Source organism: Vibrio viridaestus (genome assembly GCF_003856525.1).
Lineage (GTDB): Bacteria > Pseudomonadota > Gammaproteobacteria > Enterobacterales > Vibrionaceae > Vibrio > Vibrio viridaestus.
The window spans coordinates 503,935-528,226 of record NZ_RJVQ01000002.1; the positions used below are offsets into that span (position 1 = coordinate 503,935).

Sequence of the window (24,292 nt, forward strand, 5' to 3'; positions counted from 1 at the left end):
CATGACAATATTAACAATCTCACGTGACCAGCCTCTCAAATTAGAGTGATTGTTTCGCTTTTGTGTTAATAAAACTTTAAATTTGTGAATTTTAAGGATCAACGAAAACATTGTGTCATGACAATTTATTTGAACCCGATCATAAAAAATGGCCAGGCGAAGTATCTTTCTATTGGTGACTACCTCCTCGACTCTGTTCGAAGTGGATTACTTTCTCCTGGGACGCGCTTACCCACTCACAGAGAATTTGCCGAGCAACTTGGCGTGAGTGTTCAGACGGTAAGTAAGGCGTACAGCTATGCAGAAAAGAAAGGGGCAATTGAGTCCTGGACTGGAAATGGAACCTTTGTTAAGCCAGGCTTTACGGATAATAATACCGACAGTGAATTTATGCTGACGAGCGACTTACGTACCGCTCCAGAAGAAGTTGACCTTTCGATTGCCCATGCTGTTGTTACCGAAGAAATGGTTACTCTATTTAATCAGGCACTGATTGATATTGCCCATCAACAAGATAATCGCTATTTATTGGGTAAAGCGAAACCCGTTGCCGGACAACCTCATCATTTGGAGTCAGGTGCAATATACTTAAAAAGTCAGGGACTGAATATTGATAGTGAACAACTACTTCTGATTAATGGTGCGTGCCATGGACTGACCATAGCTCTCAGTACAGTTTTGGAATTTGGTGATCATATAGCTTGTGGGACATTGGTTGATCATGGACTGATCTCTCGCGCAAGGATGTTGGGACTGCACTTAGTACCTCTTGAAATGGATGAGTATGGGATTACTCCAGATGCACTTGATTGGGCTTGCCGAAATAAATCAATCAAAGCTGTGAGCTGCACCAGTAGTATGTCTAATCCATCAAGTGCTCATATGGACCTGAGTCGCCGCGAACAAATAGCGGAATTGGCGTTAAAGCATGATATCTATGTGATTGAAGACGATGTTTATGGTGCTTTGGAGCTGAATCGTTTACCACCCATTACGTCGTTTATACCGCAGCAGGCGTTTTATGTAACCAGCTTTACAAAAACCGTAGCACCAGGACTTCGCGCTGGTTATTTATCGGTTCCTCGGCACTTTCTACAACATGCTAGTGGACGACTGGCTGCAACGAGTTGGGCTGCTACTCCATTACCTTTTGAAATTATTCACAAGTGGATTTGTGACGGTCAATTGCACTCTTTAATGGCTTTTCAGACTGAAGAATTTTCCAAAAGACAGATCATAGCTGCGAGTATCTTTAAGCGTCATCGCTATTTTTCACACCCGAATGGTCAGCACATATGGCTTAAATTACCTGAAGGTTGGACGAGTGACGGGCTTGTTACAGCGGCGAAAAGTGCAGGCGTTTTAATGACTTCTTACAAACCTTTTGTCATTGACCCAAATGTACCGATTCCATTTGTTCGAATGAGTCTGGGATCGGAAACAAACAGAGAGTACGTAAAATACGGTCTGTCCGTAGTGAATGAGATATTATCGACGAATCCACCTATGTCGGATTTTATTGTCTAGATCGGTTCTAAATTTCCAATTGGAAGCTCAAACCCCGCTTTTATGCGATCCATTACTACCATCGTTTTGAAGCTCTTGATATTGGGGTTATCGTAGAAAAAGTGCTGCGTAAACTGTTCGTATTCTTCCATGCTCTTTGCTGTCACAATAAGCATAAAATCGGCTTCACCCGTAATGTAGTATCCCATCATTACCTCTGGTGTCGATTTTACCGAGCGTTTAAAGCTATCAATGATATCATTCCTTTCCCTTTCTAGCGTGACGAGAACGAGCATCGAAATATCTCGACCTATCGCTTTAGGATCAATTATCGCGACCTCAGACTGAATAATATTTTTCTCTCTTAATCGTTTAATCCTTCTTTGGCAGGCTGATGGCGATAGATTGACTATCTGTCCCAACTCTTCGGAAGTGAGCCGGGCATTACGTTGTAGCTGAGATAAAATGGCTTCATCGATCCTGTCTAAATTTTCCATGCCTGTTTCCCGCGTTATTTATCCTTAAAAAGCGTTTTTTCATACTAAAACAGTCAATAAACGCGGTCAAATGTTGTCCTTTTTCGTTTAACTTTACTGTGTAGGCAATGACTATCTCACTAATTCGTTTAAATAAACGGACGATCTGAGCAAAAAAGGAGTGCAATATGTCTGAGCAACAAGGAAAGAGCCGCAACAACACATTGGCAGTTTGGGCTGGGGAGAGTCATTTATACGCTGATGGCGCAATTAATGTACCCGTGCATCAATCAGTCGCATTCGGCTATGAAGGCATGGATGAGTGGTTTGATGTCGCCACAGGAAAAAAAGAGGGACATATATACTCGCGTAATACCAATCCAACCGTATCTGTTCTTGAAGAAAAAATGAAAATTCTCGATGGGGGAGAAGCGGCGACCAGTTTTTCCACTGGTATGGCTGCAATTAGTAATACGCTTTTTTCTTTACTCGCCCCGGGCGAAAAAGTGGTTGCGATAAAAGATACTTATGGTGGCTCCAATAAAATATTTATAGATTTTCTACCGAGACAAAATGTTGATGTGTGTCTTTGCGATACGAATGATACTGTTGCCATAGAAAATGAGATACGTAAGGGATGCAAACTGGTTTATCTCGAATCTCCTACCAACCCAACATTAAAAGTCGTCGATATAAAGAGGATTGCTACTCTGGCACATGAGCATGGAGCAATCGTCGTGGTAGATAATACGTTTGCCACACCTATCAACCAGAAGCCGATCACGCTCGGAGCGGACGTTGTTGTCTACAGCGCGACAAAGTATCTTAATGGCCACTCCGATGTTATGGGCGGCATCGCGGTTGGCAAAGCGGAGTTGATTGATCTGATTTTCCACTATCGCGAAATTACAGGGGCAACGCTGCATGCTCAATCGGCGTATCTGATTCTGCGTGGGCTCAAAACACTGTCCTTAAGAGTTGAAAAGCACAATGAAAATGGACTCAAAGTCGCACAATTTTTGGCGCATCATCCAAAAGTAGAAAACGTCTATTATCCGGGGTTAGAGAGTCATCCTGGGTACGATATTGCTTGTCAGCAAATGACAGGTTTCGGGGGGATGATGAGTTTCTCTCTTAAAGGCGGATTTGAAAATGTTGTTACTGTGTTGGAGAGCTTACAGTTTGCGCACAAAGCGGCTAGCTTGGGTTCAGTTGGGACGCTAGTCGGGCCGCCAAAGACAACGAGTCATGTTGAGTTATCACCCAAAGAGCGAGAGGCGGCAGGCATACCTGAAAGTTTAATCCGATATTCTGCGGGGATTGAGGACGCAGACGATTTAATCGAGGATTTGCAGTTTGCATTAGATAAGATTTGAATGATATAGAAACAAAAAAGCTGTTGAAAATCAACAGCTTTTTTGTGAAAGTGGCGGAGAGATAGGGATTTGAACCCTAGATACGCTATTAACGTATGCCGGTTTTCAAGACCGGTGCTTTCAACCACTCAGCCATCTCTCCGCAGTGGCAAGAATAGTAACGATATCTTATTAATAAGTAAAGTATTTGAAGTGCTAACTGGTTTATTTATAGGCAGTTAAGACGAAAAACATGACTAGCGGCCATTTTTAGAGCTTTTAAAACGGAAAAAAGGAGACTTTTAACAAGTCTCCTTTTAGGTGTATGGTCGGACTGAGAGGATTTGAACCTCCGACCCCCGACACCCCATGACGGTGCGCTACCAAGCTGCGCTACAGTCCGATGGCAAACAATCTAATCGCTTTGCCATGATTAGTCAAGATGATGCAATGACTAAAGTTATGATTTAATTATCCTTTGCATAAAAACGCTGCAGTTCGGTTAAACCTTGCATTAATACAGGGAGTGTTGGGTTTTCATCTGGCTCTCTGTGGTAGTTTTTATCAAACACTTTGAAGTTGCCAAATTTATCAATCACTGTCGTTTCGTCTTTGGTTATCAGAGCCAACTCGCGTGCATCGCCAGCTAGAATCCAACGACGAGGTTTTTCGTTGAATAGATTGCGCCCACTGCTGAAGTCCGATGGATTAGAGGACACACCTAGCATGTCTTGCAGCAAAGTCACTGAAAGGTCCAGATGACTCGTACGATGTGCATAAACATTTGCCACTTTTCCTGGCCAGTGAATAACGAGCGGGACTTTTAGCTGATATTGACTGTAGTTAGTGTTGGCACCCCAAGAATTTGTCTTTGTTTCGTTAAATTCGGTTCCGTGATTCGACGTGATAACCACGACCGTTGAATCCATTAAGCCGTTTTCGTTGAGCTTTTTAAACAGGTGGCTGAGCTCGATATCTGCAGTTTGAACTGACAGATTATAGTTATTAATCAGGTTTTGTTCTGATGTTGCTTTGTCATCTGCTTTTTGATTAATTGCGCCAAAGTCTTTTACTGTGACCAGTTCAAGGTAACTAAACCATGGTGATTTAGCAGTACTTGCCCAGCTTGACCATTGTTCTATGGTCTGTTCGTCTTTAGAACGGCTATCGCTACTGTCAAAGTTTACATGCTGTAGCGGCAGATCTTTAAACACTGTGTTTGAATAGAGTGAATCATCAAAATTATCACCGCTAAACAGTCCAAAGTGATAACCCTGATCTTTCATCGTATCGATAATAACGGGCAACGTTCCTTGCATTGTTATGCTGCTAGCATAGCTGCTAGGTAAGCCATAAAATAAACCAAAGATGCCAAACATGTCATTACTTGAACTGTAATGATTGACGAAGTTTTGGTTCATACTCGCAAAGGCTGATGCATGTGGCATGTCCTTTGGATTCAGTCGATCTGAGCGTAGATTATTTACGCTAACAACCAACACATTTAAATCGTTAGGGCGTCTGTTGAATGTTAGTCGCTCCAAAGGATAAGAAACGAGATCAACATTTTGCTTCTGTTTTTCTTCTAACTTTTTACGGTACTCGTCTCTATCCAATAAACCGTGTCGTTCCATAAACGACTTAGCCGTCATTGGATAGGAGAGCGGAAAGTTAGAGCGCTGGCTTGTCACTGGTGAGTATAATGATGCATCAGACCAGACATAAATTAGATGGCTGCTGATAAAGGCGATAAAAAATATGGCAGCGAGTGGTCGACCGATATGCTTATGCGAGAGTCTGCGTTGCTTACGCCAAACCCATTCAGCCAATCCGAGTTCCACAGCAAAAATGAGTGGTAAAAGGATAAATAGATGCTGCAAATCTGCTGATATAGCACTGTTTTCTTCACTGAAGATGAGTTCCCAAACAACAGGCGTTAAATGGAAATTAAATGATTGATACGTTTGTGTATCAATCAGTAATACCGTCAGCCCAAACGTGGCAAAGCATACAGCAACAAAGCGGAATACTCGGCTCGTGGGAAGAATAAAGGTCAGAGGAAACAGTATTAAGAGGTAAAGAGCAAAGACCAGAAATCCAAAGTGGCCAACCCACGATACTGCAAGATATAACTGTCCTAAGAAGGTATCAGGCCAAGGTGATTGGCTGATGTAGCGAGTCCCGATAAGCATTGCTGCAATAATGTTGAAAAAGGCAAACCAATGTCCCCAGCCAACGAGTCGAGATACGCGTTCTCCGTAGGTATTTCCGCTATCTACCATCTTGTTTTCTTATCCGCTTATAGTGTTCATTAACTTAGTGAACAGAACCTTCGATTGACGACATTAACGCCTGAGAAAATTTCTCTGCGATCAATACGCGCTGTTCTTTTGAAATCTTCTGGTTGATGACGTTAGTTGCAATATTACCAGCAATCATCAACACCAAGTCAGATGATGCATTGTGTTTGTCAAAAACAGCGGCAACTTCTGCAAGTATGGTTTCGATTTTTTGGTCACTGTATTTAGATTGTATAGGCATATGGACTCTAATGGTGATAGAAAAACGCCTTATGATAACCTACTATAGCTTCCAACTGAAACCAGAAGACATATAAAATCTCATGAGCCTAGACCTATTTAACGTTATTTTGCATCAACTGAGCAAAAATGACTCAGAAGAACTTGTTGTTAACTTCCGTTCTCAAGCATTAGAGAATACACCATCAACCAATAATTTAGTCGCTGAATTACATCGAGTTTTTAATTCGAAAGCAGCAAAAGGCTTTGGTATCTTCAGCTCAGACAGCGAAATGAAGCACTGGTTGCAACAATTAAAGAAAAATGAATTAAATTTTTACGATTTTTCACAGAGTTGTGCAAAAAAGCTGAAAGATGAAATTTCCAAATATCCCTTTGCTGATGAAGGAATTCTCGTACTGGCGGAATACCAGTCTCTTGCGACGCATTATTTGTTTATTGCACTACTGCCAACCAGTCAAAGCCTGAAAGTCACAGAAGGTCTAGACATCAGTGCGACCGATTATCTAGATATCAATCACATGGATATCGCAGCACGAATTGATCTCTCTATGTATGAATCGGATCCTGAATCGAATCGTTATTTGAGTTTTATTAAAGGAAGAGTAGGACGCAAAGTGGCTGACTTCTTCCTTGATTTTCTCCAGGCCGATGTGGGTTTAGATACGAAACAACAAAACTTGGTTCTAATGCAGGCAGTAGAAGATTACTGTACTGATTCTAAACTAGATAAAAACGAATCTCGCGAGTACAAAAAACAGGTCTATGATTATTGTAACGACCAGATAAAAAGTGGCGATGAAGTGAGTGTAAAAGAGCTTTCTGGTGAGTTATCCTCAGGCCCAGAAGGCAATAGCTTTTATGATTACACCAAGGATAACGGTTATGAGTTAGAAGAGACGTTTCCGGGTGATCGTTCTACTGTGAAAAAGTTAACGAAGTTTGTTGGTGCTGGTGGTGGTTTGAACATCAGTTTTGACAGTCTTCTTTTAGGGGAAAGAGTCTTTTATGACCCAGAAACAGACACGTTAACAATTAAAGGAACACCGCCAAATCTTAAGCATCAACTGACAAAATCCTAGTTTTCCCGAGGAATTTACGAATGAAATGGTACCAATCAAAAGTGATATACCTATGTTTTGGCTTTTGGTTGGTACTTTCTAGTCTGGTTGTGGCGTTACTCGTTTCTGATGTCGTCAATCAAGATCGTCTCAACGTCATTAAAGAGCATCTCAATAGCGCAAAACAATTGGTAATTGAGGGCCGGTTTCAGAGGCAAAATGTCGCGTCTCAGGTTCAGAATGAATTGGGTTTAGTGACAACTGAGCTGAAACTCCTCGTATCCGAATCCGTGTGGAATGGCTCCTTTAACGACACCATGTATTTCAAAAGTATTGTGAATGATCGTACTGCACAGCTTCAGTATGCTGTCGTGACTATGGACGAAATACAGACTCTTGCGGAATTCATCCAAGATTTTAATTCTGCAGATGATTATTCAATGCGAGCAAAAAACCTGATTCAACAGGCAAAGTCACATATCTTCTATGCTCTTTTTTCTAGTCAACACCAAGATCCGGTTGTTTATCGCAAGTTAGACCAATTATTTTTGGCTGGATCAGACTTATCAGAGCCGGACAAAGAGGCTGTTGATGTAGTGTTATCGTTCGCGAATCGACTGCTAGAGAAAGAAGCTCTTATTTCTCATACCTTCAAACAGTTGCATTCTGTTGAACTGGATAGAGAATACGATTATTTGCATCACCTACTGCATCAAAGAATTAAAAAGTACGTACTCATTTATGTGGTTGTTAGCTTTGTGTTCTTCATGTTTCTTTATTTCAAAAGAAGAAGTGCTGGGACAAAGAATATTCAATATGTGGACTTTTCACCAGAATCAGTACCTCAAGATGTGTCTTTAGAGCCTGCCATTAACTTTGATAAGTTACGGCAATCATTTAATGATGATGAAGAATCGATTCGTTTATTGCTGACTGTTTTTATTGAAGACCACGATGGGGATTTAAATAAAATTAAAGAAGCTTTTAACGCAAATCAGATAAAAGAGCTCAAAAGTATTTCTCACGCCCTAAAAGGTGCTTCAGGAAGTATTGCTGCTGAGAGTCTACGCCAAGCTTGTGCCGAAATTGAAACTACCGCCAAAAGCGGACAACGACCGACTCAGGCTCAGATTCAAAATCTTGAGTTTGCGTTTGTATCGACAAGTTCGCTTATTAAAGAGCGATTGGGTGTATAGGTGAGAAAAAATAATATAAATACCTGTTATTTTCGAATGCTGTACGTTATTTTTCTGTATAAGCTCTAATTTGTCATAAAGTCAAAAAAAACAATACAAATATGTTAAATTGAGCTTGAGATTTGCCCCAAAACCACTTATAGATGTGGGGGTTTTAGTTTAACGAGAATACACGGAGAGTTTGTACATGAGAGTAGGTTTAGTTGGATGGCGTGGCATGGTCGGTTCGGTACTTATGCAGCGCATGGTCGAAGAAGGTGATTTTGACCTTATCGAGCCAGTTTTCTACAGTACATCACAGATTGGTATTGCAGCACCAAACTTTGGTAAAGATGCTGGATTACTACAAGACGCTTTCGACATTGAAAGCTTAAAGACGTTAGATGCGGTAATTACGTGCCAAGGCGGCAGCTACACAGAAAAAGTTTACCCAGAACTGCAAAAGGCAGGCTGGAAAGGCTATTGGATTGACGCAGCGTCAACCCTACGTATGGCTGATAATTCAATCATCACTTTAGATCCTGTGAACCTAAAACAAATCCAAGAAGGTATTCACGGTGGTACTAAGACATTTGTTGGCGGTAACTGTACCGTTAGTTTAATGTTGATGGCTCTGGGTGGCCTATTTGAAAAAGGCTTGGTTGAATGGATGAGTCCTATGACTTATCAAGCCGCTTCTGGTGCTGGTGCAAAAAATATGCGTGAGCTAATTGCACAAATGGGCGTTGTTAACGACAGTGTGAGTAGCGAGCTAGCTAACCCTGCAAGTTCTATTCTAGAAATTGACCGTAAAGTCGCTGAAACGCTTCGTTCTGACTCCTTCCCTACGGCTGAATTCGGCGCACCTCTAGCGGGTTCATTGATCCCTTGGATTGATGTTAAGCGTGATAATGGACAGAGCAAAGAAGAGTGGAAAGCGGGTGTTGAGGCGAACAAGATTCTTGGCCTGCAAAACTCACCGATTCCAATCGATGGTACATGTGTTCGTATCGGTGCAATGCGTTGTCACTCGCAAGCAATTACTATCAAACTGACGCAGAAAGCGCCACTAGATGAAATTGAAGAAATGATCGCATCTCATAACGATTGGGTTAAAGTGATTCCTAACGAACGTGACATCACTGCGAAAGAACTTTCGCCAGCGAAAGTAACGGGTACCTTATCAGTGCCAGTTGGTCGTCTGCGTAAGTTGGCTATGGGTGATGATTACCTCAATGCATTCACTGTTGGTGACCAGCTTTTATGGGGTGCTGCAGAACCTTTAAGAAGAACACTACGCATCATTCTTGCTGAAAAGTAAGTATACAAACTCTCCAGTAATGAAAGGCGCTGAATAAGCGCCTTTTTTGTATTAGATACTTTCAATACAGTGTGGGTGAAGATCAACATAGAAAGAGTTTGGTTTGTAACTATTTATAGTGCTTGAACCGCTAACGCATTGAATGATCTTATCCAGAAACTCCGATTCAGAAATAACCATGGATATATCAGTCAGACCAAAATCTAAAATATCACGATTACTTGTCATCGCATTGGTGATAATCAGTGGATCTTTGGGCAGTTTGCTATCCATATTATCCGTTTCTCTACATTTGCCAGATATAAAATAAAGAGCATCTAGATTATAAAGCGAGTGATCTTGTGTCAGGTCACTGAATGCTAGTGTGTCTGTATTGATTTCGGTAATTTCAGCCTGAATATTCTTTTCTCTTAAAAAGCTACGAAATCCTATTTCTTGTTCAGTAAAAAAATTTAAATCGTCGTGCTCATAGAGTAAACCGATTTTAGGTTTTTCATCACAGAAGTTCGCAATATACCAAGCAGCTGTTCTACCTGATTTGAAGCTTTCAATGGTGATATGCCCTTTTAGATAAGATGATGAAATAGAATAGAACAAGCTAAACACTGGAATTTTTCGGCGTTGAAAATACTTGATTGTCTGCTGAGTCTCTTTACTGTTACATGCGATTAAACCAATGGCATCATCTTCTGTATCATATAAGTCCTCTGCATTGAGTCGAGAGCCAATTGTTTTCACCGTTATCTGATATTGTCTTCCTTGGATAAGGTGTTCTCCCGAAATATTATCAAGCAAATTTTTGCAAGAGCCAGGAATGTCTTGTTGAATGTAGATGCCGATGTAATAAGTGGATGATTTAGTTCGGCGTCGCCAATTCTTGCTGGGTATGTGTGTAAGGTTTGGTTGAGTCGTATTGGTAAAGTTATCCATTTTACCCATCCTATTCAAAGCTTGGAGAGTCAAATATAGTGAAAAAGATGGGAAGAAGTGCCTCTTCCCATCGGTGGCGTTTCTTATTTAAATGTGAACGCTGTCTTCCACTTCCTGGTCTTTCTTATAGCCATACTGTTGTTGTTTTTCGATAAAGCACTGTTCCATTTCTTCCAAAGGAATTCCTTTGGTTTCTGGTACATACCTGCGCACAAAAAGATAGGCAAGAATCATACATACAGCGAACACCCACATAGGGAATGCGCCTTTAAAGTGGGTATTGAGGTAGACACTGTCATTCATTACTGGGAATGCAAGACCAATAATGAAGTTACTTACCCATACAGCACCGATTGCCATACCCATACCAACTGAGCGCATACGGTTTGGGAACATCTCTGATACAACCAACCAAGCACCTAATGCCCAAGATAGAGAGAAGCAAATCATAAAGACAGCCATTCCGCCGAGTGTCCAGTAGCCCATGTTGATGGCTGCTTCACCAGTCAGTCCATGTGATTGGTATAGGAAATAAGAGGTCAGCAATAAACCCGCCGCGCTACCTAGAGAACCGAATTTTAGCAACGGTACGCGTCCAACTTTGTCCATTAAGAAAGCACTGGTCGTGGTACCAATTAATTGAGTAATACCGATGAAGATCGTGAGGAAGAGTGCTGTGTCATTACTACCAGTAACTCTTTCTAAAATTACCGGAGCGTAATAGAGGAATACGTTCACGCCACTCGCCTGACCGAAGATCGACACGCCACAAGCAATAATCACAATCATCCAGAACAATTTTTCTTTATAAAGTGAACGTTTCTGTTCGGCAACGGATTTTGACTCGCACTCTTTGTTGCTGGCATCAATCTGTTGCATCAAAGTCGCTGCATGTCCTTCATCACGAAAGATCTTGATTAAAACCTGTTTGGCTTCTTCTTTACGATTCATCATCATTAACCAACGAGGTGATTCAGGGATAAGAAGAGAAAAGATCATGAATAAGATACAAGGAATAGTTTCAGAGCCAATCATAATTCTCCAGCCAACATCGTTTAGCCAATCAGCAGACATCCCTCTGGCAATGGAGAAGTTCACGATAAAAATAACAACTTGACCACCTACGATAGCGAAGTTTTGCATACCAACAGCTCGTCCACGGATTTGCTTTGGTGACACTTCAGACATGTACATTGGTGATACAGATGACGCGATACCAACGGCCAAACCACCAATCATGCGAAAAATAACAAACCAAAAGAAGGAAGTTGCAAGGGCGGATCCTGCTGCTGATATAGTGTACAGAAGCGCTGAAAAGATGAGTGATTTTTTACGACCGTATTTTCTAGATAGAGGGCCGGACCAGAAAGCACCAATGATACAACCGATGGCGACATTGGATACTGCCCAGCCAACACCGATTGAGCTGAGTTGAAAGTGATCTCTGATTGGATTAATCGCACCAGATATCACAGCGGTATCGTAACCAAGTAGTAGGCCACCTAGTGCTGCGACACCACAAATAAAGAGTATATATTTAACACTATAGTTAGTGTCCCCTTGTCTCGTGTTTATTACGTTATTGGACATAAATCCTCCGATGCAGATTTATTTATAAGCTGTAGGGTAAGATGATGTATCAGTATTCATTCGGTTAGGGTTGTTATGTTCGAATGAACTTCAACGTCGTTTACGTAATGCTTTCAACTTGGTTGCACACTGATCGACACGTTAAATGTTTCTTGTAAGAGATTTCAGTTTCCATAATTATTTCCACCCTTGATTCAATTTAAATTCCTTTGTGCTCTCGGGAGCATTATGTTGCTTTTATGAATTTATTTTCGGACTTAATTCACGTATTTCCTGATTGCCTTTCTCCCGGGAGCAGAGATTTCTAAATTAATCTGCTAGATCACGTATTTATGATTATTTGCTATGTATTAACTCTAATAAGAAAATATATAGTGATAAATATCACAAAATATCGCTAATTAAGTTTAATGATCTGGTTGATATGTAGACAAGATAGCGCTCTAAAAGGGGTTTTAAAAAGGGAAGTGTTGGGTTTTATGCAAGTGGTCACAAATATTTAAGACGATAATGCTCTCGGGTGCAATTGGTGGGCATTGTCGTTTACACTTGTTTTGTATAGAGTGTGAGCAGTGGATTAAGAGATAACAATATGAATAAAAGCGATTCATTAGTAAGACGTAACAAAGCCACAGCGCGAGATGTTGCGGTAAAAGCTGGGGTTTCCAAATGGACTGTAAATCGTGCATTCACTGAAGGTGCCCCGATTTCTGTTGATACAAGAGAAAAGGTTTTAAAAGCTGCAGATGAATTGGGATATCGACCTAACTTGCTGGCGCGTAGCCTGTCCAAAAAGAGAACAAACATTATTGGAATCGTTGTCGATCAGTTAAACAACCCTCATATCGCACCTGTTCTTGATGAAATTACCACACAGTTACAGAATCGTGGATTTATGTCCCTGCTTCTAAATATATCTGAGGAATCAAGCTATAAATCTGTACTTCAATTGGCTGATCAGCTTCAAGTTGATGGATTGTTGTTCACGGGAACGGTATTGTCTGACGATATTCTTACTCTGGCGAAAAACGACCACGATATTAATCTTGTGCAGATGTTTCGAAATAGTGTGAACTCAGAAATTCAAATTGTCACAACCAATGGCTACATGGGCGGTCAGGAGTTGGGGCGACTATTATTTTCGCAAGGTTATACTCGATTCGGCTATATGCAGGGACCCGGAAACTATTCTTGGGAATTGTTACGCTTGGATGGGTATCGAGATTTCCTTAGTTCTCAGGAGGTTGAGCTTCATACGATGCTACATGCTGATCAATTTGACTATGCATCGAGTTATCGTTCAATGAAAGAGTATTTACAAAACACCGATCCTAAAGATTATATTGATGCTTTGTTTTGCGAAAACGATATTTTGGCGATGGCTTCTATGGATGCACTTAAAGATTTCGGTCAGGGTCACCATATTGGCATTGTTGGCTTTGATGGTATCAATCTTAGTGAAGCGACTTCCTATAACCTTACAACGTATCTACAACCGGTATCCGACATAATCGATAAATCGATAGCGAGACTACTTAATCCGGACTGGAATAAAAATAAAGAGTTGTTACCCGGTAAGTTGATCTGCCGTACTTCGCACCTGAGAAGAGGCTAAGCCTATTCTTTTTGTACTGGCACAACTCTCTTATCCGGATCAGCAAGTTCACTACCACAGTATTTGCAGTATAAAGCATCGGATTCATGTCCTGTTGATGAGCAATTGGGACATTTCACAAGTTCTCTGTGGGCGTTCATTTCATTATTTAGTTCCGCAGTGATAATTCCTGTTGGAACCGCAATAATTGAATAACCTAACAGCATAGTGAGCGAGGCCACGGTTTTTCCCAATGCTGTTTGAGGAATCAAATCTCCATAACCTACTGTCGTAATGGTCACAATGGCCCAATAAATACTTTGGGGAATGCTGGTAAATCCATTCTCTGGCCCCTCGATTACAAAAATTAATGCACCAAATATAGTGACCAATACCGTCACCATACTAAAGAAGACAAAAATTTTGCGTCTAGCCATAAGCAGAGAGCGCATCAGTATATTCGAATCCTGCAAATAGCGTACAAGTTTAAGGATTCGAAATATTCTCATGACCCGAAGTAGTCGTATGACAACAACATAGGTTGCTGCAGGGAAGATAAATGCTAGGTAAGTAGGGATGATGGCCAGAAGATCAATTATGCCATAAAAGGATTTAGCATAAGCCACGGGGCGTGGAGAGCAGTAAAGACGGGCTATATATTCTAGAGTGAATAGTCCGGTGAAACAATATTCCAGTACTTTAAGCTCAATTTTCCAGTGCGCATGAATATCTGGTACTGAGTCAAGGATAAGTACTGCCAATGAAGTCAGAATCGATATGATAAGGCAGATGTCAAACCATCTGCCTGCTGGGGTATGCGTTCCGAATATGATGACGTAGAGACGTTGCTTGAAAGATTGCTGGGTCATGACACTTATACAATTTTAGGAATAAATTCTCTTTATGATAATAATTATCTGAGTTCTATGCTAATCCAGGAAAGAGATTTCTTAAGCCATTCGCAATAAATTCAATGCCTAGTGCTCCCAATACCAATCCCATGATACGCGTTATGACGTTGATACCTGTTTGTCCGAGCCACTGCACGATATAAGGGGCAACGCGGAATAGAAGCCACGAAGCTATCGCAAAGATAACGACTGTTAATACGATTCCAAGTGTATCTAATGTTCCCGGATAACGCGAACCATAGACAATTGTTGAGCTTATAGCACCAGGACCAGCCATTAGTGGCATCGCGAGAGGTACCACGGCAACTTGCTCTTTGCTGACGTATTCAGATTTTTCCTGCTTATTCTGTTTATCTTCTCCTATCTTTCCGCTCATCATTGAAAATGCGATTGACATCAATAGCAAACCACCTGCGACACGGAAGGAGTCGAGAGAAATACTAAACATATCCAGTAATACCTGACCCGCCAACAAAGAGATAATTAAAATTGCTGCGACAGCAATATTGGCTGTCAGTGCAGTTTTATTTTTTTCCTCTGGAGTCATGTGGCTAGTTAAGGATATATATACGGGCATGATACCAATAGGGTTGACTGCCGCTATTAGGCCAAGGAAAAACTGTAAAAAAATTGCAAATTCAGCTAGTTGCATTTTAAGTTCTCGATTGAGATTAAATAGAATAAGTGATTAAAAAGTGGCGCTAATGTAGGACAAAATATCAGCTGAGACGAATGAAATTAATTAGGGGTTTATGAGGTGGCACCCCTAAAAAAACTAATGAATCCATGACTCAGTAAAGGGATAAATTACAAATGTTGTATTACTACAGAGAATGAAAATACTAAATGATATTAGTAATAATTTTGTAAAGAAAACGTTGTTGAATTCACCTGTTTTTAGGCAGTAATATACTACTAGTAGCACGAACATCGCGATTAACATGCATTTTAAAAAAATGGTGATGTAAATTTGTTACATTTTGATACAAACGTTCTATTATTTTGAATGCTGAAAAAAATTATCTTCTAGGTTTGAATCCCATTTTTATCTTATATAAACAATGCTTTACGTTGTTTTTTTAAAGTTAATGAAATGTAGTCTTTGAATTAATTTTTCATAACTGATCTGAGTCAATGTTTTCGGTTTGTGAACGTCTATACTGCACCCATGAAAGCTTTTTAATAAGTATGTAGAAAATAAGATTTAAGTTTTCAGCCTTATCTTCCTTCAGCAGCCTTAATAAAGAGTTTTTAATAATTTTTTAATTTTAGGAGATTCATTATGCCTGTAACTAATTTGGCGGAACTTGATGCTCTCGTTGCTCGTGTTAAAGCGGCTCAAGCAGAATTTGCTACTTACTCTCAAGAGCAAGTAGACAAAATATTCCGTGCAGCATCTCTTGCTGCAAACCAAGCTCGTATTCCTCTAGCACAACAAGCTGTTGCGGAATCTGGCATGGGTATTGTGGAAGATAAGGTAATCAAAAACCACTTCGCATCTGAGTACATCTACAACAAATACAAAGATGAGAAAACATGTGGGATTCTTGAAGAAGATGACAACATGGGAACTATGACTATTGCTGAGCCTGTAGGTATTATCTGTGGTATTGTTCCAACAACTAACCCTACTTCAACTGCGATCTTTAAGTCATTAATCTCACTTAAAACTCGTAACGGTATTATTTTCTCGCCACACCCACGTGCGAAAAACTCTACAAATGATGCTGCTAAACTGGTTTTAGAAGCTGCTATTGCAGCGGGTGCTCCAAAAGACATTATTGGTTGGATTGATCAACCTTCAGTTGAACTATCAAATGCCTTAATGAAACATGACGATATCGCTCTTATCCTTGCTACTGGTGGCCCAGGCATGGTTAAAGCTGCATACTCATCAGGTAAGCCAGCTATTGGTGTTGGTGCGGGTAACGTACCTGTTGTGATTGATGAAACTGCAGACGTAAAACGTGCAGTAGCATCAGTTCTTATGTCTAAAACATTTGATAACGGTGTTGTATGTGCTTCAGAGCAGGCTGTTATCGTTGTTAAAGATGTTTACCAAGAAGTAAAAGAACGTTTCGCTTCACACAAAGGCTATGTTCTAAGCAAAGCTGAAGCAGATAAAGTACGCAAAGTTCTATTGATTGATGGCGCTCTAAACGCAAAAATCGTTGGTCAACCTGCAGTTGCTATTGCAGAAATGGCAGGCGTTACTGTTCCTGCAGACACTAAAGTTCTAATTGGTGAAGGTCTAAACGGAAAAGTTCACACTGACGATGCTTTCGCTCACGAAAAACTTTCTCCAACTTTAGGTATGTTCTGTGCAGATGATTTTGAAGATGCAGTAGAGCAGGCTGTTCACATGGTTGAGATCGGTGGTATCGGTCATACTTCAGGTCTATACACTAACCAAGATGTGAATGCAGATCGTATTCGCTACTTTGGTGACAAACTAAAAACAGCTCGTATTCTAATCAATATCCCAACAACTCACGGTGGTATTGGTGACCTATATAACTTCAACGTTGCACCTTCTCTAACATTAGGTTGTGGCTCTTGGGGTGGTAACTCAATTTCTGAGAACGTAGGACCTAAACACCTAATCAACAAGAAAATTGTTGCTAAGAGAGCTGAGAACATGTTGTGGCATAAACTTCCAAAATCAATCTACTTCCGCCGTGGTAGCTTGCCAGTTGCTCTAGGCGATTTAGCTGGTAAAAAACGTGCATTCCTAGTGACTGACCGTTTCCTATTTAACAATGGTTATGCAGAAGATATTGAACGCTTGCTTAAAGAGCAGGGTATCGAAGTTCAGACTTTCTTCGAAGTAGAAGCTGACCCAACATTATCAATCGTTAAACGTGGTGCAGCTCAAATGCAAGCATTCCAGCCTGATGTTATCCTTGCTCTAGGTGGTGGTTCACCAATGGATGCAGCGAAAATCATGTGGGTAATGTACGAGCACCCAGAAACTCACTTTGAAGAACTAGCAATGCGCTTTATGGATATCCGTAAACGTATTTACAAGTTCCCTAAAATGGGTGAAAAAGCAGAATTAGTATGTATTACTACTACTTCTGGTACTGGTTCTGAAGTGACTCCATTCGCGGTTGTGACTGATGACGAAACTGGTGCGAAATATCCTCTAGCGGATTACGAGCTAACTCCAAATATGGCTATCATCGATGCTAACCTAGTGATGAATATGCCTAAGTCTCTAACTGCGTTCGGTGGTTATGATGCGGTTACTCACGCTGTAGAAGCTTATGTGTCAGTTCTAGCGAACGAATACTCAGATGGTCAAGCTTTACAAGCGCTTAAAATTCTAAAAGCGTACTTACCATCAAGCTATGTAAATGGTGCTAAAGACCCAATCGCTCGTGAAAAAGTTCACAATGCTGCGACTATCGCTGGTATTGCGTTTGCGAACTCTTTCTTGGGTGTATGTCACTCAATCGCACACAAAATCGGTAATGCTTTCCACATTCCTCACGGTTTAGCGAATGCTCTATTACTGACTAATGTTATCCGCTATAACGCGAATGATAACCCAACTAAACAAACTGCATTCTCTCAGTATGACCGTCCTCAAGCTCGTCGTCGTTATGCTGAAATTGCAGAATCACTAGGACTAGCAAAACCAACTGACCGTACATCTCAAAAAATTGAGAATCTGTTGAACTGGTTGGAAGCGCTAAAAGTTGAGTTAGATATTCCTCTATCAATTCGTGATGCAGGCGTAGCTGAAGCTGACTTCCTAGCGAAGATTGACCAAATTGCAGTAGATGCGTTTGATGACCAATGTACTGGTGCAAACCCACGTTACCCACTAATCAGCGAAATAAAAGAAGTTCTGTTAGCTTCTTACTACGGTAAACCTTTCGTTGAAGGTGAAAACGTTGAAGGTACAACTGTTATCAAGAAAAAAGCGGATCAGGAAGCGGATAAAGTCGTTACTCCTAAAGCAAAAAAAGCAAAAGCTGATGCTTAATTTGACTCCATTAAGTTAATGCTTAGTGATAAGCCCCAACGAAAGTTGGGGCTTTTTTATTTCTTTTAATTCGAGTTAGGTTTAATCTGGTTTAACATTAGGTTATCCATAACTTATTGATTTTGTTTTATTGTCATCTTGATGTCGGGGTGGTGTCGTGTTCTCTGGTGGTGTTTTTAAGTAAGTTTGAACAATACACAGTAAAAAGGAGTGGTTGTGATGATAAGAAAATTTAGACTGCAAAGAGGTTGGTCTCAGGAACAGTTAGCGGAGTTTTCCGGACTGAGTATTCGGACAATCCAACGATTGGAAAGAGGACAAACTGCGAGTCTTGAATCTTTGAAATCGCTTGCCGCTGCATTTGATGTTCAACTATCAGACTTACAGGGTACAGAAACTATGAACGTGAATGAAAAAGAGCTAGCACAAGAAAACGCAGCCATCGAAAAGGTGAGAGAAATAAAAAGCTTTTATACCAACCTACTAACGTATGTTGTAGTTATCGCAATGCTGTTTATTATCAACATAGCGACTGATCCTGATTATTTATGGGCCTTTTGGCCAGCACTAGGTTGGGGCATTGGTATTATTTCGCATGCGTTAAGTACGTTTGAGGTTTTCAATTTGTTTAGTGCCAATTGGGAACGAAAACAGGTAGAAAAACGCTTAGGAAGAAAGCTATAAAAAAAGCCGCCAGAGCGGCTTTTTCATAGACATAGATTGATAATTTAGCCTGCTAAGGCATCGGTTGCGACTTTATAAATAGGATCTTCGTCTGCATTCACTTCTATCAAGCTGCCAGCTTTCTTGAGTAAGGCATGGCAGTCTGTACTTAGATGGCGTAAGTGTAACGTTTTGCCTAGCGCAGCATAGCGCTCAGCCAACGTTTCAATCGCATCAATTGCTGAGTGATCAGCCACTCGTGATAGCCCAAAGTCGATAATGACATCATTTGGATCGTTTTCGGCATCAAACAACTCCAAAAAGTGACTGGTTGAGCCAAAGAAAACAGGACCACGAACTAGATAGACCTTCTGACCATTTTCTGTGGTTTCGGTTTTTGCTGAAATATGCTTAGCATGATCCCACGCAAACATAAGCGCTGAAGCAATAACGCCAACAAACACGGCAATCGCCAAATCAGTAAAGACGGTAACGATAGTAACCAACAGAATGACAAAGAAGTCTTTACGAGGTACTTTTCTTGCGAGTTTGAACGTCGCCCATTCGAATGTTCCTATTACCACCATAAACATAACGCCGACTAGGGCTGCTAAAGGAATCATCTCAATCAAGGAGGACGTGAATAGTATGAATACCAACAGCATCACAGCAGCTACAACGCCAGACAAACGTCCTCTACCGCCTGAGTTTACATTAATCATCGATTGGCCAATCATGGCACAGCCGCCCATAGCTCCAAACATAGAACATGTGATATTGGCAAGGCCCTGACCCATACACTCTCGGTTTGATTGACCACGAGAGTTAGTCATTTCGTCAAGAACGGTCAATGTTAATAGTGACTCGATAAGACCAATTGCGGCAAGAATGACTGCGTAAGGCAGGATTATTTTTAATGTTTCTAGGTTAAAAGGCACGCTAGGAATAGAGAATGTAGGTAAATCACCCGCGAGTGTCGCGGAATCGTTGCCTGCCATTGTACGTAGGAAGTCTACAACTGTGCGTGTATCTAGATTGAATACTTGGACAATTAGGGTAACAGTTACTATCGCCGCAAGAGAAGAGGGAACAGCTTTAGTAAACTTAGGTAGAAAGTGGATAATTGCCATCGTCAGGGCGACTAAGCCAAGCATTAAGAACATTTCGCCCTTTGGTAACCAGGCAAGCGTACCTTCAAGTGTTGGCGCTTTAAACTGCCCCAACTGAGCAAGGAAGATAACGATAGCTAAGCCATTCACAAACCCAATCATTACAGGGTGCGGAACCATACGGATAAATTTACCTAGCTTGAACACACCTGCTAATATCTGAAAAATACCGGCAAAGAAGATCGTTGCAAACAGGTATTCAACACCATGAGTAGCAACAAGACTGACCATTACAACGGCCATTGCGCCAGTTGCGCCGGATATCATCCCTGGTCGACCACCAAATAGAGAAGTGATTAAACCAACGATAAAGGCTGCGTATAGGCCCACCATGGGATCTACACCAGCTACGAAGGCAAAGGCGACCGCTTCCGGAACCAGTGCTAAGGCAACAGTGAGTCCTGATAGGACATCATTCTTCACAGACATTTTTGAGTTTTCGATCATGACTATAATAAGCTCAAGTATTGGGGATTAATTTGAATTGAAAGCAGAACAATACTGGCTACAGGCAAAAATGGTTTAAGTAAAAGGTGTAGTGTATTGGTCGATTTTCAGTCAGAAACGCGAATGCTACCGAATTCCGTGATGAAGTTCAACTAAACAAAAAAATAGCCCCTATTTTAGGGGCTATTAAATTTAGGCTAACTAATTGAATTAAAACAAGCTTGGTTTAGTCATTTGAGCCTGAGCTTGACTTGTGGCTGCTTGCCCTCCCGCACTACGACCTTCATATCGAACGTCTTTCTGTGGTGCGGCGTTGATAATAATCTCTTTGACTTCATCAACAGCAGGTGCTTTCGTCATTGGTGAGGTAGCATGGCCTTTAGCAGTAATAGGTGTTTCAGCGTCTTTGCTATCTAATGGTGCTGTGCTGTCCATCTGATCTGCTTCGTCAGTAACGACAACAGCTTCTTCCACAACAGGAGTTGTTGGTACGGCCTCTATTGCTTCTTCAACTTTTGGCTGTTCTTTTGGAGCATTTGCTACTTCTACTGTAGTCTCAACTACAACTGCTTGACTAGGGATAATTATTTTACCCATTGCCATCTCAGGGCGTGAAACACCACCAACTGCAGGAGATAGTGATACTACCTCAGTCGCATTGACCTCAGGTTTAATCTCAGGCTTAGGCTGCTCGTTGTACTTTTTAGGTAAATCATAACGAGGCATTACTTTACCCATAGCCATCTCAGGAGAAGCTACCCCTCCTTTTCTTAAACGGAATGGGTTAGGTCTACGATCACGTCCACGTCTACGTCTTTGTCCATTGGCTCTCAAGTGGCGTGGTGAGCGGCGAGAACGACGTTGTTGAGGCTTATCTTCAGAAGCCTTATCATCCTGCTCATTACCACTTTCAACGTTTACTTGAGCCGGAGATGGATTATCAACTGACTGAGACGGAGTGATAACGTTTTGTTTAAAATCGTTATTCTCAGTAATATTCTCTTCCGCAACTGAGTCGGTTTCAAGTGCATCATCGTGATTCACTCGAACCTGCTTAGTTAGCTTTCTACGCTCGCGACGTTGCTTAACAGTCTTAGTACGTTGATTTGTTTCTGTAGACTGTTCTGTTGCTGACGATTGCTCTTCTCTTGCTTCTGTCGCTAACTTCTGTCCTTGTTCTGCAAGCTCATTGTTACGAGGGTTATCATTTTTATTACGACGGTCCTGTCTATTGTTCTTGCGTTGTTTAGGTTTACGCTCTTCCTGAGATTTATTTGCTGTATTAGCGTTATTAAGCTCTTTGTCGGAAGGTGCAGGGGCTTTCTCGGCAGGCTTAGTGTTACGACGGTTACTATTTTCGCCTGGTTTCCGCTTACGCTGATCTGGCTTTCCTTGACGACGTTTGTTATTACGCTGATTTGAGCGATTATCGTCTTGTTGTTTATTTTCTGTTTCCTGCTCTTTAGGCGCTTTGCTTGTATCGTCTGAAGAATCCGAGAAAATACTGCCTAGTGCTTTGAAGAAGCGAGAAACTAAACTAGGTTTGCTCTCTTCAACAGACTCAACTTTTTCCGCTTTTACTGGCGCTGGTTGAGGCGCTGATGTTGGTGATGAGAAGCCCTTAAGAACGGGTTCTTCAAGTCGACGAGGTTTGTAGTCTGCTTCTTTTTCTTCCAGCTCAGCTTCGCGCATTGCTTCTAGCTTTTTAGGAATCAAGTAAGACAACAAATCTTGCTCTTCACCTTCACGAATACGGATAACGTCGAAATGCGGAGTTTCCATATCTGAGTTTGGTACGATAGTGATCTTCACTTCCTGAATACGTTCAATATGATTAATTGAGCGTCTTTTTTCATTCAGTAGATAAGATGCTATTGGCACAGGTACAACTGCAAGGACTTGCGATGTGTTATCTTTTAATGCTTCTTCTTCAACTAGACGAAGAACAGACAATGCCAGAGATTCATTATCACGAACCACACCAGTACCAGAACAGCGTGGACAAATATGATGGCTTGCTTCTGCAAGAGATGGACTCAGACGTTGTCTGGACATCTCTAAAAGACCAAAGCGAGAAATACGGCCAATTTGTACTCGAGCTCTGTCAACACGAACGGCTTCACGAAGACGATTTTCCACTTCTCTCTGGTGACGCACAGGAGTCATATCGATGAAGTCGATAACAACCAAACCACCCAAGTCACGTAAACGCAATTGTCGGGCAATTTCATCGGCCGCTTCGAGGTTGGTGTTGAGTGCTGTTTCTTCTATATCTCCGCCTTTTGTTGCACGGGCAGAGTTAATATCAATTGAGGTTAGCGCTTCAGTAGGGTCTATAACAATAGAACCGCCTGATGGTAGTCTAACTTCACGTTGAAATGCTGACTCGATCTGACTTTCGATCTGATAGTGGCTAAACAGAGGAACTTCGCCATCGTATTTTTTGACACGAGAAACAAAGTCAGGACGAACAAGTTTGATGTGCTCTAAAGCACGTTCGTAGATAGTATTACTATCGATAAGAATTTCGCCAATATCGCGGCGTAGATAGTCACGAATGGCACGTACGATGACGTTACTTTCCTGGTGGATCAAGAAAGGTGCTGGGTTTGAATCAGAAGCTTGCTTGATAGCGCTCCAGTGGTTCAAAAGAACATTTAAGTCCCACTCAAGCTCTTCAGCACTTTTACCAACACCAGCTGTACGTACAATCAGTCCCATTCCCTGAGGGAGGACTAATGTACTCAAAGCCTCCTTTAATTCGGTTCTTTCATCACCTTCGATTCGGCGAGAAATACCGCCAGCACGAGGATTGTTTGGCATTAAAACAAGATAGCTTCCTGCCAATGAAATAAACGTTGTTAAAGCGGCACCTTTGCTGCCACGCTCTTCTTTTTCAACTTGGACAATAACCTCTTGACCTTCACTAAGAACTTCCTTGATGCTTGGACGTCCCTGATAAGTGTATCCGTCTGGAAAGTACTCTTTTGCTACTTCCTTTAGAGGTAGAAAACCATGTCTTTCTGCGCCGTAATCAACAAATGCTGCTTCCAAGCTTGGCTCAACTCTTGTGATTCGACCTTTATAAATATTGGCTTTCTTCGATTCATGCCCGGGGCTTTCGATATCTAGATCGAAAAGACGCTGGCCGTCGACCAACGCAACACGCATCTCTTCTTTTTGAGTTGCGTTTATTAACATTCTTTTCATTTAAAAGTCTCGTTATAGTTCTTTGCTTTTGTTTATTTTTCTTGTCGCTTATATTTTCATGGTGCCTGATCCCATGGCTTTATTTATGCAGCCTCCCGGCTGGAAGGGATGCTCTGAGGGCACGACAGTATTCACAGGTAGACTACAACCTGTGATCCGCTCTTAACGCGGTAATTACTCAACATGAAAGCATGAGTAGAGCAACAAGAAGGTGTGTGTCACTGTTATGTCTTACGCCATTTGCTGCATAACAATACGCCGTTCTACTCACAATTTGCTCAAAAACACAGCGGCTAAGATTAAATCGCCACCAATGCTATTACTGCAGATATGAACTATAGCAGTGGTGCTCA

The 24,292-nt window shown here is 41.3% G+C and carries 17 protein-coding genes and 2 tRNA genes; 8 read left to right on the top strand and 11 right to left on the bottom strand.

The annotated features are described in order from the left end of the window. Positions 1-117 precede the first annotated feature (117 nt). Positions 118-1,527 (top strand): MocR-like ectoine utilization transcription factor EhuR, encoded by a 1,410-nt coding sequence (gene ehuR, locus EES38_RS06255; protein ID WP_124936312.1) that lies wholly within the window; start codon positions 118-120, stop codon positions 1,525-1,527. Here ehuR and EES38_RS06260 read toward each other — a convergent pair. Then, positions 1,524-2,003: an Lrp/AsnC family transcriptional regulator gene (locus EES38_RS06260; RefSeq protein WP_124936313.1), complete on the bottom strand. Its 480-nt coding sequence runs from the start codon at positions 2,001-2,003 to the stop codon at positions 1,524-1,526. The two genes, ehuR and EES38_RS06260, sit on opposite strands and share 4 nt — an antisense overlap. Positions 2,004-2,170: 167 nt before the next feature. Here EES38_RS06260 and EES38_RS06265 point away from each other — a divergent pair, with 167 nt between their 5' ends. After that, a complete protein-coding gene (locus EES38_RS06265; RefSeq protein WP_124936314.1) occupies positions 2,171-3,358 on the top strand; it encodes a cystathionine gamma-synthase family protein in 1,188 nt (395 codons plus the stop codon). 51 nt (positions 3,359-3,409) lie between these two features. Here the strand turns inward: EES38_RS06265 and EES38_RS06270 are convergent. The 4 genes from EES38_RS06270 to EES38_RS06285 all read right to left on the bottom strand — a co-directional run bounded on the left by EES38_RS06270 (position 3,410) and on the right by EES38_RS06285 (position 5,878). Continuing rightward, positions 3,410-3,500: transfer RNA gene (locus tag EES38_RS06270), tRNA-Ser, on the bottom strand. A 163-nt stretch (positions 3,501-3,663) separates the two neighbouring features. Next, a tRNA-Pro gene (locus EES38_RS06275) sits at positions 3,664-3,740 on the bottom strand. A 64-nt stretch (positions 3,741-3,804) separates the two neighbouring features. Next, positions 3,805-5,619 (bottom strand): DUF3413 domain-containing protein, encoded by a 1,815-nt coding sequence (locus EES38_RS06280; protein WP_124936315.1) that lies wholly within the window; start codon positions 5,617-5,619, stop codon positions 3,805-3,807. Between the two features lie 34 nt (positions 5,620-5,653). Then, positions 5,654-5,878, bottom strand: coding sequence for a DUF1414 domain-containing protein (locus EES38_RS06285; protein WP_124936316.1), 225 nt, complete (start codon positions 5,876-5,878; stop codon positions 5,654-5,656). A gap of 82 nt (positions 5,879-5,960) precedes the next feature. Between EES38_RS06285 and yejK the strand changes: the two genes are divergently transcribed. The 3 genes from yejK to asd all read left to right on the top strand — a co-directional run bounded on the left by yejK (position 5,961) and on the right by asd (position 9,434). Then, positions 5,961-6,959 (top strand): nucleoid-associated protein YejK, encoded by a 999-nt coding sequence (gene yejK, locus EES38_RS06290; RefSeq protein WP_124936317.1) that lies wholly within the window; start codon positions 5,961-5,963, stop codon positions 6,957-6,959. A gap of 20 nt (positions 6,960-6,979) precedes the next feature. Continuing rightward, on the top strand, positions 6,980-8,134 hold the full coding sequence (locus EES38_RS06295) for an Hpt domain-containing protein (protein WP_124936318.1): 1,155 nt from the start codon (positions 6,980-6,982) through the stop codon (positions 8,132-8,134). Positions 8,135-8,321: 187 nt separating this feature from the next. Continuing rightward, positions 8,322-9,434 (top strand): aspartate-semialdehyde dehydrogenase, encoded by a 1,113-nt coding sequence (asd, locus tag EES38_RS06300; RefSeq protein WP_124936319.1) that lies wholly within the window; start codon positions 8,322-8,324, stop codon positions 9,432-9,434. Between the two features lie 51 nt (positions 9,435-9,485). Here asd and EES38_RS06305 read toward each other — a convergent pair whose 3' ends face one another. Together EES38_RS06305 and EES38_RS06310 are read right to left on the bottom strand one after the other, a co-directional pair. Continuing rightward, positions 9,486-10,364: a type 1 periplasmic-binding domain-containing protein gene (locus tag EES38_RS06305; protein WP_124936320.1), complete on the bottom strand. Its 879-nt coding sequence runs from the start codon at positions 10,362-10,364 to the stop codon at positions 9,486-9,488. 87 nt (positions 10,365-10,451) lie between these two features. Beyond that, positions 10,452-11,954, bottom strand: a complete 1,503-nt coding sequence (locus EES38_RS06310; RefSeq protein ID WP_124936321.1) for a sugar porter family MFS transporter — start codon at positions 11,952-11,954, stop codon at positions 10,452-10,454. Between the two features lie 592 nt (positions 11,955-12,546). Here EES38_RS06310 and EES38_RS06315 point away from each other — a divergent pair. Continuing rightward, a complete protein-coding gene (locus tag EES38_RS06315) occupies positions 12,547-13,569 on the top strand; it encodes a LacI family DNA-binding transcriptional regulator (protein WP_124936322.1) in 1,023 nt (340 codons plus the stop codon). A 2-nt stretch (positions 13,570-13,571) separates the two neighbouring features. Here the strand turns inward: EES38_RS06315 and EES38_RS06320 are convergent, their stop codons facing one another. After that, the gene (locus EES38_RS06320; RefSeq protein ID WP_124936323.1) at positions 13,572-14,417 is read right to left on the bottom strand and encodes an ion transporter; all 846 of its coding nucleotides are present in this window, start codon (positions 14,415-14,417) and stop codon (positions 13,572-13,574) included. Between the two features lie 55 nt (positions 14,418-14,472). Continuing rightward, positions 14,473-15,111, bottom strand: a complete 639-nt coding sequence (locus EES38_RS06325) for a YchE family NAAT transporter (protein WP_124936324.1) — start codon at positions 15,109-15,111, stop codon at positions 14,473-14,475. 630 nt (positions 15,112-15,741) lie between these two features. Here EES38_RS06325 and adhE point away from each other — a divergent pair. Both adhE and EES38_RS06335 read left to right on the top strand, forming a co-directional pair. Beyond that, positions 15,742-18,450 (top strand): bifunctional acetaldehyde-CoA/alcohol dehydrogenase, encoded by a 2,709-nt coding sequence (gene adhE, locus EES38_RS06330; RefSeq protein WP_124936325.1) that lies wholly within the window; start codon positions 15,742-15,744, stop codon positions 18,448-18,450. Between the two features lie 216 nt (positions 18,451-18,666). After that, positions 18,667-19,134, top strand: a complete 468-nt coding sequence (locus tag EES38_RS06335; RefSeq protein ID WP_124936326.1) for a 2TM domain-containing protein — start codon at positions 18,667-18,669, stop codon at positions 19,132-19,134. 44 nt (positions 19,135-19,178) lie between these two features. On the opposite strand, the gene EES38_RS06340 is transcribed toward EES38_RS06335, so the two are convergent. Beyond that, positions 19,179-20,729 (bottom strand): SulP family inorganic anion transporter, encoded by a 1,551-nt coding sequence (locus EES38_RS06340; RefSeq protein WP_124936327.1) that lies wholly within the window; start codon positions 20,727-20,729, stop codon positions 19,179-19,181. Positions 20,730-20,939: 210 nt separating this feature from the next. Continuing rightward, the gene (gene rne / locus EES38_RS06345; protein ID WP_124936328.1) at positions 20,940-23,939 is read right to left on the bottom strand and encodes a ribonuclease E; all 3,000 of its coding nucleotides are present in this window, start codon (positions 23,937-23,939) and stop codon (positions 20,940-20,942) included. Positions 23,940-24,292: the final 353 nt, after the last annotated feature.

Coding starts and splice junctions, on each gene's coding strand:
- ehuR (WP_124936312.1), top strand. CDS start 118: ATGACAATTTATTTGAACCCGATCATAAAAAATGGCCAGGCGAAGTAT.
- EES38_RS06310 (WP_124936321.1), bottom strand. CDS start 11,954: ATGTCCAATAACGTAATAAACACGAGACAAGGGGACACTAACTATAGT.
- EES38_RS06285 (WP_124936316.1), bottom strand. CDS start 5,878: ATGCCTATACAATCTAAATACAGTGACCAAAAAATCGAAACCATACTT.
- EES38_RS06315 (WP_124936322.1), top strand. CDS start 12,547: ATGAATAAAAGCGATTCATTAGTAAGACGTAACAAAGCCACAGCGCGA.
- EES38_RS06325 (WP_124936324.1), bottom strand. CDS start 15,111: ATGCAACTAGCTGAATTTGCAATTTTTTTACAGTTTTTCCTTGGCCTA.
- yejK (WP_124936317.1), top strand. CDS start 5,961: ATGAGCCTAGACCTATTTAACGTTATTTTGCATCAACTGAGCAAAAAT.
- EES38_RS06295 (WP_124936318.1), top strand. CDS start 6,980: ATGAAATGGTACCAATCAAAAGTGATATACCTATGTTTTGGCTTTTGG.
- EES38_RS06260 (WP_124936313.1), bottom strand. CDS start 2,003: ATGGAAAATTTAGACAGGATCGATGAAGCCATTTTATCTCAGCTACAA.
- asd (WP_124936319.1), top strand. CDS start 8,322: ATGAGAGTAGGTTTAGTTGGATGGCGTGGCATGGTCGGTTCGGTACTT.
- rne (WP_124936328.1), bottom strand. CDS start 23,939: ATGAAAAGAATGTTAATAAACGCAACTCAAAAAGAAGAGATGCGTGTT.
- EES38_RS06320 (WP_124936323.1), bottom strand. CDS start 14,417: ATGACCCAGCAATCTTTCAAGCAACGTCTCTACGTCATCATATTCGGA.
- EES38_RS06265 (WP_124936314.1), top strand. CDS start 2,171: ATGTCTGAGCAACAAGGAAAGAGCCGCAACAACACATTGGCAGTTTGG.
- adhE (WP_124936325.1), top strand. CDS start 15,742: ATGCCTGTAACTAATTTGGCGGAACTTGATGCTCTCGTTGCTCGTGTT.
- EES38_RS06340 (WP_124936327.1), bottom strand. CDS start 20,729: ATGATCGAAAACTCAAAAATGTCTGTGAAGAATGATGTCCTATCAGGA.
- EES38_RS06305 (WP_124936320.1), bottom strand. CDS start 10,364: ATGGATAACTTTACCAATACGACTCAACCAAACCTTACACACATACCC.
- EES38_RS06280 (WP_124936315.1), bottom strand. CDS start 5,619: ATGGTAGATAGCGGAAATACCTACGGAGAACGCGTATCTCGACTCGTT.